The following is a 17,051-nucleotide window of genomic DNA, read 5'->3' as shown; positions in this document are numbered from 1 at the left end:
TGTTTATTTGTAAAAATAATGGTGGTGCTATACTTCAACTCCACCTAATTTTTTCAATAATTTGACTAAGGTCTGCTTTTCCTCTGCTTCAAGAATTTCAAATATGCTGCTTATATTTTCAACATGCCTTGGAAATATATCTTCCATGATCTGCGCCCCTTTTTCAGTCAGACTGATCAAGCTAGCCCTTCTGTCCTCTGGGTCTGGATACCTTCTAACCAACCCATCTTTTGCAAGATTGTCAATAACTACGGTCATATTGCCTCCCGTTGACAAGGTACCTTCAATTATATCACATATCCTCAAATCACCTTTATGGTATAGAATCTCCAATACAGCGAATTGGGGCAGCGTCAAACCTCCTTCTCGAATCGTAGTTGTTTCCCTTTTCCTTACTGAGTGAAAGCATTTTGTCAATGCTATCAGTGTTTTCAAATTCAGGTCGTTTTTTTCACCGTATGATTTTTTTGTTTTCATGTTTATAATATACTACTAATTAGTACTAATGTCAATAGGTAAATTTATTATTTTTCTATTAGTTTCCTGATTATCTGTTTTCAGTATTCCCGATAGAATTAGCCAAAATTGTCTGGTATTGGTCAAATGTATTTAATAGGAATGATTGCTGTAAATTCGAAGGCTTATACATAACTCAATATAACAACTATTCAGAAAATACTTGATAGTATAATTTAGCTTTTGTATAATTACAGAGTACGATAATTGTTGTAATTTGAATATTTGTATACAGAACTATAACAGTGATTAATTCCGGAGGCATCTATGGATACTCTAAGAGCTAAGTATACCGAGAATATTAAGCTTTATGATAAGATTATTTTGATTTTGCTATTTTCCGTATCTCTCTATTTAATTGCCGGAATTTATAATAATCAGTTTATGAAGCTAATGTCTGTAGCTGATTATTTGACCTGGCACATGATTTTTGAATTTGCAAGCATATTGGTATCCTTTTCAATATTTACAGTTTCATATTTTGTGTTCGAAGAGTCTAAAAGGCTTAGCCTGATTGTTTTAGGTTGTTCATTCCTACTCATGGGTGCTCTTGATACCCTCCATACCTTTAGTTTTAAGGGTATGGCAGACTTCTTCATAGCGAATAGCTCAGCCAATCGAGCAACGACTCTATGGATCCTCTCAAGAACTTTGGGCAGCTTAGGGTTTTTAGCTGCAGTCTTAATACCTGGATCCCTGAAAAGCAGTATCAGAAAGGGTCTATTTTTTGCGGTTACTATTATATTCACGATTGCATTATTTTTGCTTGTTACATACTTCCCGACTGTGTTCCCACCTATGCTGATAGAAGAGTCCGGCCTCACGACAACTAAGATCGTTATGGAATATGTAATTATTTCAATCATGCTTTATACACTTGCTATTGTTCTTTCTGAATATAATAAAACTCAACATGTACGTGAGCAGCAGTTTATCATAGCATTGATTTTTATGATTTTTTCGGAATTTGCATTTACAAGCTATGGAAGTGTGTACGATGCGTTTAATTATATTGGACACATATTCAAGATCGTAGCTTCCATAGTTCTTTATAAGGCAATCTATATAGATAATATAAGTGAACCTTACCGAGAGGTAAAGAAGGCTAGAAATGAACTCCGGGAATATTCTGAGAACCTCAATTTGCTAGTCAAACAGAGGACCAAGGATCTTGAGGAAGCCAACTCGGCCCTACTTAAGGATATTGAATATGCTAAGGAAATGCAGCTAAGACTGATGCCAAGTAATATGCCTGAAGACTTATCCGTTAAATTCATTGCTGAATACTTGCCTGCGGAACGTCTAAGCGGAGATTTTTACAACGTGACCAAATTAGATGAAGAGAATATTGCTCTATACATTGGAGACGTATCGGGACATGGTGTCTCGGCTGCAATGCTCACTATCTTTGCTAAACAGAGCATAGTACCTCTAAAGAAAGATGAGTATGGTCTTAACCAAATAATCTCTCCTGCACTGGTTTTGGATTCCATTTACAAAGACTTCAATAATACAAACTTCAAGGATGAAACTTATATTCTAATGCTGTATGGATTATATAACAGAAAAACTAAAACACTTACATATGCATCTGCGGGCATGAATGCTTCGCCTTATATCATAAAGAACTCGGGAGAAGTCCTTGAACTTAACTCCAGGGGATTCTCAATATGTAAGCTTGGGGAATATATGGTCCCTACATATGAAAACAGAGTGGTTCAAATGGAATCAGGAGATAAGATAATGTTTTACTCAGATGGTCTGGTAGAAGCAAAAAATGCTAACAATAAAGTATATGGACAAGAAAAGTTGAAGAACTTCATATTAAACAACTATATGGCAAATTCCAAGGATCTAAAATATGGGTTAAAAAAGGATTTATTTATGCATATTGGAAATGCTGAAAGACTTACTGATGATGTTACATTATTGATTATGGAAGTAAACTAGATAACTGCTAGTTGAGCAAAAAGCAGCAGGAACCGTCCCTACTGCTTTTTGAGGAGCTTTAATAGATCCACTGGTTTATTTATTATAAAATCTGCGCCAAACTCTGAATAGTGATCCTCATGGAACAAGGTCCAGCTCACCAGGACAGATAAGACGCCGGCTTTTTTAGCTGCAGAAATGTCATTCAGACTATCGCCAACAAACAAGGCTTCCCCTGCCTCTACACCCAATTTAGCGAGAACTGCGAAAATTCCTTCGGGGTCTGGTTTCCCATTCGAAACATCATCTGCAGATATTGTAGCTTCAAAGTACTTGCCAATATCAAACTTATCAAATGCATGTTGTACACCCCTTGAGCCCTTATTAGTTACTGTAGCTACCTTTATATCCATTTTGGCCAAATCATCCAGGAGATCCTTTACTCCCTCGAATAAGTGAGTTCGTGCATCCATATGCTTTCGATAATATGATTTATAAGCCTCAACAAGCTGATGGCTTTCTTCTGCAGAAAAAAATTCCATTTGCTCGTTTAATGTCTTTCCATAAACGTGATTCAGCTCCTCTTCAGTAGGAGATCTCCCCAATAATTCATTTATGACATGATAGAAGGTGTCTATTATTAAATCATTGGTATCGATTAGAGTTCCATCAAGGTCAAATATAACTGCTTTGATCATTTCTGCACCATCCCGAATAATGTATTAAATACAAAATAAAAACATGAGAGGGACTGGTGTCACAGTCCCCCCAAAGACTCGTATTCTTGTTCAAAGATTTTCAATCATATGTCTTAGTCAAACCATTTCCCTTGGATCAAGTCTTTTGCATCACGGGTTAGAGGTATCAAATCTTTTCTATCTAAATAGGCTATATCGAATTTGCGGTTTAAGGCCGCAAAATGCTGAACTCCAAACGCTATTTTTTTCAGATAAGAAAATACGCCTATTGCGCCTGTAGAGAATTCATTAGCTTTCTTACCATACAAAGCCCTTAAATCAGCCAGGTCACCAAATATTTCCTCGACAGTGCTGCCGTATTTCTTGAAGTTTTTGGGTACTTCACCTTTTTTTATCTGATCTCCAATGTTTTTACCCATCATTGAAGCTGTCATAGCTGCACGGCAAATCCCAATGGCAGTTACTTTCCCTTCTCCATATGCAAGTGATTTGAATACCTGGTCCTCAGAAGCAAATCCACCTGTTATTGTAATTGCAGGAATCCAGCAGCCTTCCTCTTTCATTTTGTCTACTATTATGCATATTGATTCTTCCATAACCACAGGCGGCAGTCCCCACTCATTCATCATCTTAGTCGGGCTGTAGCCACTTCCCCCGCCAGCTCCATCGAACGTTATCATATCGACTTCCGCCTTGCTTCCGATTCGAAGCACTTTCTCCAAATCTTCAGGATCATATCCGGCCATCTTCAGATATATATTCTTTGCACCCATCTCTCTCAGTTCAGCAATTCTCGGAACCAGGTATTCTTCATCCCATAGTGGTAGTCTTGAATAGTAATAAAAGTTTGGACAAACACCTTCTTCATAAGCTTCTTTCATCCCCGGTCCGTTAGGATCTGGGTATACCAATGAGCCCGATGCTTGCTTAGCTAATGCTTCTTCACGGTTTTTTAAACGAAGTACAGGTTGTGTCCCCTTTGCACTCTGCCCGAACTTTAGTTCAATTGCCTCAGCTTTATGTACCTTGATTGCATACTCCGGCACACCATTCATATCATCCTCTACGTTGCATTGAAGGATGATTTGACCATATCCCCTATAGTACTTTCTAAAGGAATCCAATACTTTACCTAGCATAGGGAAATTTATTACTTCCCCTTTCTCCAGCTTCAATTCAGGATCCTTGTTCTTTGCATCTTCTCCTATAACACAGCATACTCCAGCCATGGCAGCACCGGCAAAATAATCTTCCCAGTTCATTTTTATGAGTGCTGGTAAAATAACAGGCATGGTCATCTTAACCTCGTTGAATTTCCCAAATACACGTTCAAGCTTCACATTGTAGATATTTGCTTCTTCAAAAGTCGGGTTAGCACCTATTGAACCGAAAACACGACCATTTATATTGAAGTGCGAAAAATCAATTGGATAGTCCTTTTCTGAAGCTACCTGGTTTGCGCCTGTGTTTGTTGGATACACAGCCTTCATACCCAAAACTGCAGCCAATGCTATTTCACATGTGCCACTGCATTCCTCTGTGCAGAGGGAACACATGCCTGATTGCGGCGAGATGAACGTGCTTCGATTCCATGTATCATTAAATGCTGATGAGGCCTTTGGTGTATATGTCATACAAATCCTCCTTTAGTTTATATAAGTATCACACTAAATCAGTAATATTTTATTTAATTGTATCGAGTTATCAGTATAATTGCAATAACGGGCATAAATTATTTTCATATTCTATGATGCTTTAAAACAGCCAATTCAATACAGCTTCATAATAACAGAAAATGCCAGAGAATTTTATCACTCTGGCATTCTTGATTCTTATCCGAAACTTATCAAGGACCTGTTATTTACTGCTCCAATGAAGCTTTTTCCTCTGGTCGTTTTTCTTGGAGGTATTTTTCTTTGGTTCATTCTCCCTTTTCTCTCTTCTGATTTTACCTGTCTTAGCATCCTTATGCTTAGCTCTTGGTACTTCAGATATTGATGATCTTGGAGACACATGACTCCTGTTTGACCTTTCCTTAGGCTTAATGGTGGTATCCACCAAAGGATACGGGTGATCTGATACGACTGCTATATTTTTTGATATTAGTTTCTGGATCGACTGCAGCAATGGTTTTTCTTCATGATCACAAAAGGATATAGCCTTGCCACCAAGGCCTGCTCGTCCAGTCCTGCCTATCCTGTGCACATAAGTCTCAGCGACTTCTGGCAGATCATAGTTTATAACATGAGACAACTCTTCAATATCTAAACCTCTTGCAGCAATGTCAGTTGCAATCAATATTCTTGTTTTTCTTTCCTTGAAATTATTCAATGCTAATTGCCTTGCATTCTGAGATTTATTGCCATGTATAGCTTCTGTTGTAAACCCTGCATTTTCAAGAGATTTCACTATTTTGTTTGCTCCATGTTTTGTTCTGGAAAATACTAAAGCAGAGTCTATGATGTTATTCTTCAAAATATGGATAAGAAGATTTGTTTTGTTGATTTTATCAGTAAAATAAACGCTTTGTTCTATAATATCAACCGTAGCGGATTCAGGTGTAATGTCTATTCTGACAGGATTATTTAATATAGAGTTAGCCAACTCTCCAATTTCGTTTGGCATAGTAGCTGAAAAAAACATAGTCTGCCTGACCGTTGGAATGTAGGTTATTATTTTTTTAACATCCTTCAGCATCCCCATATCTAGCATTAAGTCAGCTTCGTCCAGAACAAAGTACTTTATATTTTTTAAGCTGATAAACCTTTGATTTATTAAATCAAGCAGCCTGCCTGGGGTTGCTACCAAGATATCTACTCCTGCCCGCAGAGCTCTGGTTTGTGGATGCTGACTTACACCACCATTTATAACTAGAGTTTTTAATCCCAAATATCTTCCATATGCCTTGAAACTATCCGAAATTTGAATAGCCAGCTCTCTTGTAGGTGCGATTATCAATGCTTTTATTTGTCTGTTTTCTTCCGATGATTGTCGTTCCGCATATAACCTTTGAAGGATGGGTATAGCAAAAGCAGCCGTTTTCCCTGTTCCAGTTTGAGCACAACCCAATAAATCCTTCCCCTCTAAAAGAGCTGGTATCGCCTCTATTTGGATCGGTGTCGGCTCATCATATCCTTCTGCTCTCAATGCTTTTTGAATTGGTTCAATTAAATTCATTTCTTTAAACGTCAATATTTTATCTCCTTTTATGTGGTATCAAGACCTGTTCAATATATTGATCAATAAATTATTCAATTAATTTTGAATATATACATATCTAATAAGCGCTGAATGATTATATCTCATATTTGTATTAGATGCAAATTAATATTATTTGATGCTTTTCCAAGTTAAATCAGCCAGCATAAACTTATGGTATCGGATCAAAATTGGTACTTTTAAATAAAATAAGAAAACTCGTTATAATCAACGAGTTTTGCCTTTGAAACATTTTTATTTTGGTAAAAGTACAATAAATTGATACAATCCACACCTCCCAGCTAATGCTAAACGATTTAAATCAATGAGTGTGCATTTTTTGTTGTGTGCACTTGAATTGCAAATTCAACTAGAAATACTATCCACAATAACTATGAATAGGAAATAATATCTTGAATGTAGTTACTACACTATTACTCGGTTAACAATACTTGCAATTTCGTTTGACATCTATATTGTACTATAGTACAGCAAATATTTCGTATAATATTTAGCAATTGGTGAAAACTGTTCTTCTAGGGTAAAACACCCCCATCTTTAGAGTCAATACAACAAACCTTTCCAAACCCATCTGACGAGTTTACTCGTTTTATTAGTTTTACTCAGTCTGCTTGCCCTAAACGGAATCCGTTTATTTTATAGTTTTACAAACATACAGCCTAGTGAATATTATAAGGCTTGAAGGGCCTCCCAACTCAATTACTGCTTATCATAAGGAGAGCATCTATTTTGCAATTTTACGGATTACAATAATTGCAGTACTGAGCAGGTGCATGTTGTCCTTTTGGATATAATTCTTCCTGCTCATGTTTACACTTATGGCAACCGTAAATAAGTTTAAGTGTCATCTCGCCTGGTAACCCGCATAATTCACAAGGGAGTCCCTTAATCACTTGATTAACTATGAAGCCTGGGGCTTCACATTTAGGACAAAAGCTCATCAATTTTACTATTAAATTTTGGGTTGCTTTTTCAATATTTTTCATTCGGGTAGGATTGGCATGTGCTCTCATATCTGTTTCAATAAATACATTTCCCGATTTAGATTTCGTTAAACACCAATCGACAGTTTTTTTTAGCTTATCAACACTATCAATATCTTTGATAATATTCTTAGAAAACTCATCATCTGGTCGTAGTATTAAAAAATGCTCAGGAAATCCAATTTGTTCAGCAAATTTTAGTGCGCTATCAAAGTCATTTGTCTTTAAATGACCGAAATTAGTATCTGACCCTTCGTATACGCCGTAAATTTCCATATCTTCTTTTTTGTCGTATAACAATACAATCTCAACATTCCATGGAATAGGCATATAAGGATGCGAGCCAAAACTTCCTTCACTGGCAATGCCTATATCTGTTTTTGTAAGTTTCAATCCTTTCCTAATTTTCATTCTTGCGGTATCTAATTGCGATTTTGGTCGTTTTATTTCCCTTGAAAATGTTCCTAGCTTATCTGTATCAAATCTAGATTCTACAATCAGTTCACATCCTGTTTCTTTTTCTAAAGCTGATTTAATCGCTTCTTCTTTTTTGTGTTTTGTAAGTAGTACAACTTTTCTGTTCTCAAATATTTTCTTCATGGTTCTTTGCATTCTCCTATAAATTTCATTTTTCCCTTATTAGTTTCGAAGCCATTAAGATTCCGCTCCTTTCGGAACTGTCGCAACATGCCCCGTTCAAGAAAACATATCAAGCAAGATATCTAATGTTTAACGATTATCTTAAATGTCTAACGATTTACCTTAAAATGCACACCCTTGCCTAATGTCAAACGATTATTGCCCCTATACAAATCATTATATCCTATAAATATGGGAAAGTCTTGAATTTATGGTGCGTATATTCAATAACTCTGCTGTTAAAAAAGTAATCAAAACCCTGGTTTTTAGCCTTTTTAGGGCAAAATAAAACCACCTGCTGATAAAATTCTTTTTATCAATAGATGGTACTTCATTTGGTGGAGGCGGTGGGTGTCGAACCCACGTCCGAAAATCCTTCCACAAGAGCTTCTCCGAGTGCAGTCAGCAATTTTACATCCCCTCTACCAATCTCCTGCTGACAGGATATAGGCTTTAGTAGCTTCATAAGTTCCGTTTCAGGCTCAAAGCTTTGCCAGACTCGGTTCCCCACTTAGATGACGATTCTATCCAGGTCGTGGGATTCCCGGTAGAATCGAGCAGCTTACTAAGCTGCTAGTGCGTAATTATCGTTTGCGTTTAATTTAGTTGCCACTTTTAACGTTGCTTGGCGACAACGACTCGCTACTCCTGATTCCGTATCCCCGTCGAAACCAAGTTCGCCCCCGATACTTTTTGGTGCAATATAATTATAACATATGTTCGAGTGGTTGTCAATTTACCTCACTATTGGTACTTCTCGCTGGAGTGCTGTGCTATCCTTCTCTCCGCATCCTTTTTCGCAATAGTGTCACGCTTGTCATAAAGCTTTTTCCCTCTTGCCAGAGCTAGCTCCAACTTAACCTTGCCGTCCTTAAGATATATTGAAAGAGGAATCAGAGTGAATCCCTTTTGCTTCGTTTCACCGATCAGCTTACGGATTTCCCTTCTATGGAGGAGAAGCTTTCTTTTTCTCAAAGGATCCACATTGTAAATATTCCCCTGTTCATAGGGGCTTATATGCATACCATTTACATATACCTCGCCGTCGTCAATGGATGCATAGGACTCCTTGATATTGACCTTACCCTGCCTTATGGATTTTACCTCAGTACCGGTCAGAACTATACCTGCTTCGATTGTTTCCTCTATGAAAAATTCATGTCTTGCTTTTCTATTAGTTGCAATTACCTTAGTTCCAAGCTTTTTCATGCAATCACCCTTTGAAAGTTATCGAACTTCAGTGTAGCAAATTTACTCATCAGTGTCAATATTGGCAGAGGCTATGGCAAAATCAATATTCTTTTTACCAATATCTGCACCTATGACCTTTATCCTGACCTCATCGCCCAGTCTGTAGGTCCTCTTGGTTCTTTCACCGACTATCATGTAGTTTTCCTCATCGAAGAAATAGAAATCATCCTCCATGTTACTAAAGTGTACCAGTCCCTCTATCGTATTTTCAAGCTGAACGAACATCCCAAAAGATGTCACAGAGGACACAATGCCGTCGTATTCCTCTCCAATCCTTTCAGCCATATATTGAGCCTTCTTAAGGTCATCGACCTCTCTCTCGGCCTCCTCAGCCCTTCTCTCAGTCATTGATGTATGGTCGGCAACCTCCGGAAGCCATCCTTCAAGATACTCCAATCTTCTTTGGCTTAAGCTTCCTCTCAAGGTCTCCTTGATAATCCTGTGGATCTGAAGGTCAGGATACCTTCTTATCGGAGAAGTAAAATGAGAATAATATTGAGCAGCAAGACCAAAGTGTTTTCCTGGCTCTGAGCTGTATACAGCCTTTTGCATTGTTCTTAGGAGCAAGGTTGAAATTACGGGCTCTTCCCTTCTGCCTTTTATCTCATCTGTAAGTCTTTGAAAGTCCTTGGGGTGAAGCTCTTTGCCCCTTATGGAATAGCCAAAATTATGGATAAACCTAAGAAAATCAGCGACCTTTTCAGGGTTTGGGTCCTCGTGTATCCTGTATAGAAATGGGATTTGGGCCCAAAAATATCTTTCAGCCACAGTCTCGTTGCAAACCAGCATAAATTCCTCGATAAGTCTGTTTGCAACTCTTCTTTCAAGCTTCCTGACACCTATTGGCTTACCGTTTTCATCCAATTCGATATAGCTTTCAGGGAAATCAAAATCGATGCTTCCCCTTCGCTCCCTTCTAGCCCGCAAAATATCCATAAGCTCCTTCATTATAAAAAGTTCATCTGCGACAGCTGTCAGCTTTCCCTCGCTTGTAGTCCTGCCTTCTAGAAGGTCGGAAACGTCGTCATAGATAAGTCTTGCTTTGCTGTTTATTATTGACTCAAATATCTCATGTGCGTAAACCTTGCCCTTTTTATCAATATCCATTATAACAGACATGGTCAGCCTGTCCTCCTTGGGATTCAGAGAACAAATACCATTGCTTAGCTCATGTGGGAGCATTGGGATAACTCTGTCAAGCAAATAGACAGAGTTACCTCTGTTAAGTGCTTCCTTGTCCAGAGTCGAGCCATCCTTGACATAATGTGATACGTCAGCGATATGGACTCCTAGTCTGTATCCTCCATTATCAAGTCTTTCTATTGAAACAGCATCGTCCAGATCTTTGGCGTCCGCTCCATCTATTGTAAAAGATTTGAGCTGCCTGAGATCTCTCCTTCTTGAAATTTCTTCATCCGGGATCCTTGTTGGTACTTTTTGTGCTTCTTTAATGACATCAACGGGAAAGTTGCTGGGCAAATTAAACATCCTTACAATTGAAAGTATGTCTGTACCCTTCTCCCAAGGGTATCCAAGCACCTCAATTACATTTCCTTCGGGATTTCTCCTTGGTTCAGGCCATCTGGTCAGCTCTACAATTACCTTATGCCCATCCTTTGCATTCATTGATCCAGCTTTTGGGATAAAGATATCATATGAGAGTTTGTGATTATCTGGTATTACAAACCCGAAGTTCCCATTCCCCTCATAGGTTCCAATAACAGTTCCATTAGCCCTTTCAAGGATCCTTATTATTTCACCCTCCTGTTTTCTTGATGCCTCTCTACGCTTGAGAATATTGACGATTACCTTGTCTCCATGCATTGCTCCATTCATATTCTCAGCGGAGACAAAAACGTCCTCACCAGGTCTTTCCTTTGATATTACGAAGCCAAATCCCTTTTCATTTCCTTCCAATACTCCCAGTGCCAAATATTCATTATTCAACAGCCCAAATCTTTCGTTCCGAGCTTTAAGTATTACGCCTTCCTTTTCCATGCTTTCAAGAACCTTAAAAAAATCATTTTGTTCCTTTCTATCGATCTTAAAGGAAATCGCAAGCTCCTCTTTTAGCATAGGCTTATATTTTGGTTGTTTCATAAACTCAACGATTATTTCTCTCATTGACATATCCCTTCACTCCTTCCATCATAATCATTATGTACCCTTGTGGGCAAAAAAAATGTAAGACACTTAAAATATCTTACATTTTACCTGTTTTTGATCCGAACTGGGTCCTTGCAAACAAATTTGAATCAAAGGTATACATATTTTTATCTTTTTCCTTGTGGGTTGTAACTGCAATTTCAATCATCTTATCTATGAGAGTTTTAAAGTCGTATCCCTTACCCTCCCACAAATAGAATGCAAGTGATCCTGGAAGAGTGTTTATTTCATTGACATACACACTACCGTTTTCAGCTACAAGAAAGTCGATCCTTGCATTTCCTCTTCCGTCAATTGACATGAATGCTCTTTTGGCCAAGTCCTCGATTTGTTGTCTCATGTCGTCTGATATATTAGCAGGGATAGCCCTCTTGGAGTCTTTACCCTTCTCCGACTTACCCCCACGAACATATTTATCATCGAAGGATAATAGATCGGTCCAACCGATAGGTTCCTCGCATAGTGATGCCTCAACGTGGTCATCATAACCAAGCACGGCGCAATTTATCTCTCTCGGATTCTCAACAGCCTTCTCAATTATAAGCTTCCTGTCGTAGCTAGCTGCTATCTGGAGAGCAAGCTCCAGCATCTCCCTGTTTTTTGCCTTTGATATTCCTATGCTTGATCCAAGATTTGCTGGTTTTACAAATACAGGATATCCCAGTTTCTTTTCGATTTCCTCTATTACCTGTGGTTTTCCTGATACCCATTGTGATCTGTAGTACCATAGGAATTCCACAACAGGAAGGTTGTTTGCCTTATATACGTCCTTCATGACTATCTTGTCCATCCCCACCGCCGATGCCAAAACTCCCGCTCCTGCATATGGCAGATTCAACAACTCAAGAAGCCCCTGTGCGCTTCCATCCTCACCGTTAGTTCCATGGAATGCTGGAAAAAATATATCCACCTTATCAAGTACCTTCTTGCCGAATATGCCAGCTTCTTCAGGATGAAGATAAAGGTTACCATCCCCATGGATCCCAGAAAGCATGATCCTCTTCGTGTCCTTAAGATTGTTTTCCTTAAAGGATTTAAAGTTCATCAGGCTCTTTCCTGTGAGCCACCTTCCTTCTTTGTCTACGTATATAGGAATTGGTTCATAGTTGGTCTTGTCCATATTCTCAATTATCTGCATAGCAGTGATCACAGAAACCTCGTGTTCTACACTTCTGCCCCCAAACAATACTCCTACTTTTTTCATAGATAGACCCCCTTACTCACTATAATTATCCGGCAGGTCATTTTCAAATAAAACGACATCTCCGGGCTTAGAGATTTTTCCTAATTCAGCTGTTGCTTCATTTAAATTATTTACAACGATTATGTTGGCCAATTTGAAGTTGCTTTCCATTAAACCTTCAAATATTGGCTTTGTCCTTTTCTCACCAACCAGAATTACGTAATCACACACCTTGCCGATGTTTACTCCAAATTCTCTGTTGGCTTCTTCTTCCATGTCACCTAGCTCTATCATCCCTGGTGTAACGATGATCTTTTTACCATCCTTGAACTGCCCAAGGACTTCCAGAGCCGCCTTAGTGCCTATTGGATTGGAGTTGAAGGCATCGTCGATAATTATTACACCATTTGGGGCTTTAATTAAATTCAATCTATGCTCCACTGGCTCTACCTTTGATATACCCCGTGAAATCTCTTCAAAGCTAAGACCAAGTATTTTTGCAGCACAGGCACCCGCAAGCAGATTATAAATATTATGCTTACCTAAAAGCTTTGTCTTGCACCTTATGCTGTTGCCTTCCCTATCCTTCAGCGTGAAGGTTGATCCCTCTTCAGTAACCTGGATGTCCTCAGCATAAATATCAAGCTTTTCAGTGTTTTCAAATCCATAAAGAAGTTTCTCTTTAAAAGTTTTATCTGCAAGCTTTTTGATGTATTCATTGTCATAGTTGAAAACAGCTACTCCATCTGTAGGGAGCTCTTCAATGAGCTCATATTTGGTCTTCATTATGTTGTCTATATTTTTGAAGGTTTCAATATGGACTGGGCCTATCGATGTCAGGATACCTATCTTTGGCTGGGCAAGCTCAGCAAGCTCTCTGATCTCTCCTATCACCTTAGCACCCATCTCTGCTACGAAAACCTCATGCTCGTCCCTTAGGTCGTTATTGATGACCTTTGAAAGTCCCATAGGGGTATTGTATGATTCAGGAGTGTTAAGGACATTGAATCTTTCTGAAAGGATGGTTCCAACTATGAACTTGGTGCTTGTCTTGCCAAAGCTGCCAGTAATTCCAACCACTCTAAGATCTTCTCTCGATCTTATCTTATTTTGTGCCGAAGTGTAGAAGCCCATATTTATTTTGTTTTCAACCGGTTTCATCAATATGGTGGACCATGCTAGAATAATAGGCTGAAGGTAATAAACGACCCCCAGAGAAATCAAAGCTAAAGCAGCAGTGACTACAATATTACCTGCCACAGATCCCAATAATATAACCGGAACCGAATAGATAATGACTGACAACACAAGATTTGCCCTAAAAAGTCTTGTAGCTCTTTTAGTCATTACAAGGGGCTTTTTTATAGGCTGTGGTTCTTTTGAGAAGCTGTACGCCCTTTTTTTATTACTTCCCAGCCACTTGAGATAGTGCTCGGCATCATAGCCCTCAAGCTGCACCATATGGAGTGATTCCTTGGTTCGCTTTGCAGCGGTGAGCATAAATGCTGATCCTATCGCTACTATCACCAAAATAAGTTGAATTTCCATCATATTCCTCCAGAGTCAGTTTTACCCAGCTTACTTTTATCCTCTTTGAAAAAGGCTTTGAGCACTAAGGAAAACCTGTTATATTCATCTATATACGAGAAGTGACCTGCACCTTCAAATATCACAAGACCGCTGTCCTTTATTTCCCGCTCCATAGTTTTTGCCTGATATACCGGCGTAGCTTCGTCTTTTTCTCCCCATATCAGCAGCGTGGGAGCCTTTATATCCTTAAGTATGGGCTTAAGGTTTTCATTTACCACCCTGACAAGTATTTTCCTCATTATGCCTTGAGCATTCTGATAATCATCGGATCCAAACTTTTTATAGAGTCTTTCCATTCTGACAGGATCATCCTGCCAAAAGAACACCAATCTCCATAAGAGCTTCATTAACTTGAAGCCTCTGACCTTAAGATGATACCTGAGAGTTCTCCTAGGTATCAAGCCAGCACTGTCTATCAAAACAAGCTTGTCAACCAATTCAGGATGCCTTGCAGACAATATTATTGAAAGCTTTCCTCCAAAAGAATGCCCCACCAGTGATAACCTTTCGATTCCCAGACGGTCAATAAATATCTTAAGTATATCTGCATAATGGAAAGATCCGAATACCTCCTCTGGGGTACCAGATCTGCCAAAGCCAGGCAAGTCAAGAGCGATCACTTTATGTGTACCTGAAAGAGCATTTATGATGGGTCTGACCGAAGCGATGCTTGCTCCCCATCCATGCAGTATCAGTACTGGCTCCCCTAAGCCCTCAATGATATAATTTAATTCTATGCCTTCAATATTAATATTCAAGTAATATCCTACTCCTATCGGAACTTTTCATGCTACACCTTAGGATTATACCATATCAAGACTCTTTTATACAGTAGTTCCATTACATAAAAAATCCCTCTTACGAGGGATTTTCGTCTAGAACAGCTTGCCTCCGTAGGTAACGAATACCTGTGCGAATACAAGAGCTACAATAGTCATAAGCTTTATCAGGATATTCATCGATGGCCCTGAAGTATCCTTAAATGGATCTCCAACGGTATCTCCGGTTACAGCAGCCTTATGAGCCTCACTGCCCTTCCCACCGTGATTTCCTTCTTCAATGTACTTCTTGGCATTATCCCAAGCACCACCTGCATTTGACATAAATATCGCCATTAGAACACCAGTGACTAGTGAACCTGCCAGAAGTCCTCCAAGTGCCTCCGCTCCCAGTACCAATCCAATAGCAACCGGTACAACTACAGCAAGCAATCCTGGAATGACCATTTCCTTAAGTGCCGCCTTAGTACTTATATCTACACAGGTTGCATACTCAGGTGTAGTTGTTCCCTCCATGATCCCTGGTATTTCTCTGAACTGTCTTCTAACTTCTTCGATCATCTTAAATGCTGCTTTTCCAACAGCATCCATCGTCAATGCCCCAAACAGGAATGGAAGCATACCACCTATCAACAAGCCTGCGATTACAGTCGGCTTGGTTACGTCTATAGCTGTTAATTGAACTGCTTGAGTATATGATGCGAACAGTGCCAAAGCCGTAAGAGCTGCAGAGCCTATCGCAAAGCCTTTACCGATAGCTGCTGTTGTATTACCAACAGAGTCAAGTTTATCAGTGATTTTTCTAACATCTTTTGGTAGATGGCACATTTCTGCAATTCCACCAGCATTATCTGCTATTGGTCCATAAGCGTCAACTGCGATGGTCATACCTGCAGTTGAGAGCATTCCTACAGCTGCCAAAGCTATGCCATAAAGTCCCTTTGCAGGTTCAGCATTTCCGCCTGCAACATAGTATGCCACAAGAATACCGATTGCAATTACAACTATTGGAGCTGCTGTTGACATCATGCCAACTGAGAGACCACCAATAATGTTTGTAGATGCTCCGGTTTCTGATTCCTTTGCTATCCTTTTAACTGGGCTGTAATCAGAGGATGTGAACATCTCTGTTATCTTTGCTATCGCAAGGCCTACAACTAGCCCAGCCATAATTGCTACAAACGGTGCAAAAGCTCCCAATATGACCTGGCTTAAAAATGCAGCGGCAGCCATTGTTACTAATGAGCTCACCAATGTACCTTTATTGAGTGATTTTTGTGGATCTGCATCACCCTTAACGAAGAAAGCGCCTACTATTGAAGCCAAAATGCCCACTGCAGATAAAGCAAGTGCAAATAGGACTCCTTGCTCTCCATATGCTACCAATCCAAGTGTTATTGCTGAAATAATAGCTCCTACATAGGACTCAAAAAGATCTGCGCCCATTCCGGCTACGTCGCCTACGTTGTCTCCAACGTTGTCGGCAATAACTGCAGGGTTCCTTGGGTCATCCTCAGGGATCCCGGCTTCTACCTTACCTACAAGGTCAGCCCCTACGTCAGCAGCCTTAGTATATATACCTCCACCTACTCTTGCGAAAAGAGCAATTGAGGAAGCTCCCAGTCCAAAGCCTGTGATTATTGCAGGGTCTTTAAAAATTATATAGGAGATACCGACCCCAAGTATACCAAGTCCAACAACGCTCATCCCCATTACTGCACCACCTGAGAATGCAACGTTAAGTGCTTTTGTCATTCCGCTTTCCATTGCAGCATTAGCTGTTCTTACATTAGCCTTTGTTGCAACCTTCATTCCAAAGTATCCTGCAAGTATCGAGAATGCAGCTCCGAATACGAAGGTTATTGCCGTAGTAATATTGATCAATAATGCCAAAACAACGAATAATAATACAATAAAAATTGCCAACGACTTATATTGTCTTGACAGGAATGCCATGGCACCTTCCTGGATGTAGGTTGAAATTTCCTTCATTCGGTCGTTGCCTGGGCTTACTTTGTTTATTGTTGTTGCTTTGTAGAATGCAAACAACAAAGCAACCACTCCAGTCAATGGAGCGGCGATCAAAATAAAATTCATT

Annotated in this window: 12 protein-coding genes and 1 other RNA gene; 1 reads left to right on the top strand and 12 read right to left on the bottom strand. The window is 39.3% G+C overall.

All coding sequences use genetic code 11. The features are described from left to right. Positions 1–27: 27 nt before the first annotated feature. Complete coding sequence (locus AC4PHB_RS02080; RefSeq protein ID WP_492137010.1) at positions 28–477, bottom strand: MarR family winged helix-turn-helix transcriptional regulator; 450 nt, start codon at positions 475–477, stop codon at positions 28–30. A 306-nt stretch (positions 478–783) separates the two neighbouring features. On the opposite strand from AC4PHB_RS02080, the gene AC4PHB_RS02075 reads away from it, so the two are divergent. Next, positions 784–2,466, top strand: coding sequence for an MASE3 domain-containing protein (locus tag AC4PHB_RS02075; protein ID WP_492137009.1), 1,683 nt, complete (start codon positions 784–786; stop codon positions 2,464–2,466). Positions 2,467–2,504: 38 nt separating this feature from the next. Here the strand turns inward: AC4PHB_RS02075 and AC4PHB_RS02070 are convergent, their stop codons facing one another. The 11 genes from AC4PHB_RS02070 to AC4PHB_RS02020 all read right to left on the bottom strand — a co-directional run bounded on the left by AC4PHB_RS02070 (position 2,505) and on the right by AC4PHB_RS02020 (position 17,050). Then, entirely contained in the window at positions 2,505–3,143 is a 639-nt protein-coding gene (locus AC4PHB_RS02070; protein ID WP_492137008.1) for an HAD family hydrolase, read from the bottom strand. Between the two features lie 113 nt (positions 3,144–3,256). Continuing rightward, a complete protein-coding gene (locus AC4PHB_RS02065; RefSeq protein ID WP_492137007.1) occupies positions 3,257–4,777 on the bottom strand; it encodes a glutamate synthase-related protein in 1,521 nt (506 codons plus the stop codon). Positions 4,778–5,000: 223 nt separating this feature from the next. Next, entirely contained in the window at positions 5,001–6,335 is a 1,335-nt protein-coding gene (locus AC4PHB_RS02060; RefSeq protein ID WP_492137006.1) for a DEAD/DEAH box helicase, read from the bottom strand. A gap of 764 nt (positions 6,336–7,099) precedes the next feature. After that, the gene (locus tag AC4PHB_RS02055) at positions 7,100–7,945 is read right to left on the bottom strand and encodes a DUF6671 family protein (protein WP_492137005.1); all 846 of its coding nucleotides are present in this window, start codon (positions 7,943–7,945) and stop codon (positions 7,100–7,102) included. Between the two features lie 375 nt (positions 7,946–8,320). Further along, positions 8,321–8,669, bottom strand: a transfer-messenger RNA (tmRNA) gene (ssrA, locus tag AC4PHB_RS02050). Between the two features lie 59 nt (positions 8,670–8,728). Next, positions 8,729–9,193, bottom strand: coding sequence for an SsrA-binding protein SmpB (gene smpB / locus AC4PHB_RS02045; RefSeq protein WP_492137004.1), 465 nt, complete (start codon positions 9,191–9,193; stop codon positions 8,729–8,731). Between the two features lie 42 nt (positions 9,194–9,235). Next, positions 9,236–11,365 carry a ribonuclease R gene (rnr, locus tag AC4PHB_RS02040; RefSeq protein WP_492137003.1) on the bottom strand — a complete coding sequence of 710 codons (2,130 nt, stop codon included), beginning with the start codon at positions 11,363–11,365 and terminating at the stop codon, positions 9,236–9,238. Between the two features lie 73 nt (positions 11,366–11,438). Beyond that, a complete protein-coding gene (locus AC4PHB_RS02035; RefSeq protein ID WP_492137002.1) occupies positions 11,439–12,605 on the bottom strand; it encodes a D-alanine--D-alanine ligase family protein in 1,167 nt (388 codons plus the stop codon). A gap of 12 nt (positions 12,606–12,617) precedes the next feature. Then, a complete protein-coding gene (locus tag AC4PHB_RS02030; protein WP_492137001.1) occupies positions 12,618–14,132 on the bottom strand; it encodes a UDP-N-acetylmuramoyl-tripeptide--D-alanyl-D-alanine ligase in 1,515 nt (504 codons plus the stop codon). After that, a complete protein-coding gene (locus AC4PHB_RS02025; protein ID WP_492137000.1) occupies positions 14,132–14,932 on the bottom strand; it encodes an alpha/beta fold hydrolase in 801 nt (266 codons plus the stop codon). The genes AC4PHB_RS02030 and AC4PHB_RS02025 overlap by 1 nt, the downstream gene beginning before the upstream one ends. Before the next feature lie 117 nt (positions 14,933–15,049). Next, positions 15,050–17,050 carry a sodium-translocating pyrophosphatase gene (locus AC4PHB_RS02020; protein ID WP_492136999.1) on the bottom strand — a complete coding sequence of 667 codons (2,001 nt, stop codon included), beginning with the start codon at positions 17,048–17,050 and terminating at the stop codon, positions 15,050–15,052. Position 17,051: the final 1 nt, after the last annotated feature.

It is taken from the genome of Gudongella sp. QWL-04, from assembly GCF_058683975.1.
This window is presented reverse-complemented; position numbering and strand designations above follow the sequence as displayed.

Bases quoted from the DNA above. Each gene is read 5' to 3' on its own strand.
- smpB (WP_492137004.1), bottom strand. From the start codon at position 9,193: ATGAAAAAGCTTGGAACTAAGGTAATTGCAACTAATAGAAAAGCAAGA.
- AC4PHB_RS02075 (WP_492137009.1), top strand. From the start codon at position 784: ATGGATACTCTAAGAGCTAAGTATACCGAGAATATTAAGCTTTATGAT.
- AC4PHB_RS02020 (WP_492136999.1), bottom strand. From the start codon at position 17,050: ATGAATTTTATTTTGATCGCCGCTCCATTGACTGGAGTGGTTGCTTTG.
- AC4PHB_RS02055 (WP_492137005.1), bottom strand. From the start codon at position 7,945: ATGAAGAAAATATTTGAGAACAGAAAAGTTGTACTACTTACAAAACAC.
- AC4PHB_RS02030 (WP_492137001.1), bottom strand. From the start codon at position 14,132: ATGGAAATTCAACTTATTTTGGTGATAGTAGCGATAGGATCAGCATTT.
- AC4PHB_RS02065 (WP_492137007.1), bottom strand. From the start codon at position 4,777: ATGACATATACACCAAAGGCCTCATCAGCATTTAATGATACATGGAAT.
- AC4PHB_RS02070 (WP_492137008.1), bottom strand. From the start codon at position 3,143: ATGATCAAAGCAGTTATATTTGACCTTGATGGAACTCTAATCGATACC.
- AC4PHB_RS02035 (WP_492137002.1), bottom strand. From the start codon at position 12,605: ATGAAAAAAGTAGGAGTATTGTTTGGGGGCAGAAGTGTAGAACACGAG.
- rnr (WP_492137003.1), bottom strand. From the start codon at position 11,365: ATGTCAATGAGAGAAATAATCGTTGAGTTTATGAAACAACCAAAATAT.
- AC4PHB_RS02080 (WP_492137010.1), bottom strand. From the start codon at position 477: ATGAAAACAAAAAAATCATACGGTGAAAAAAACGACCTGAATTTGAAA.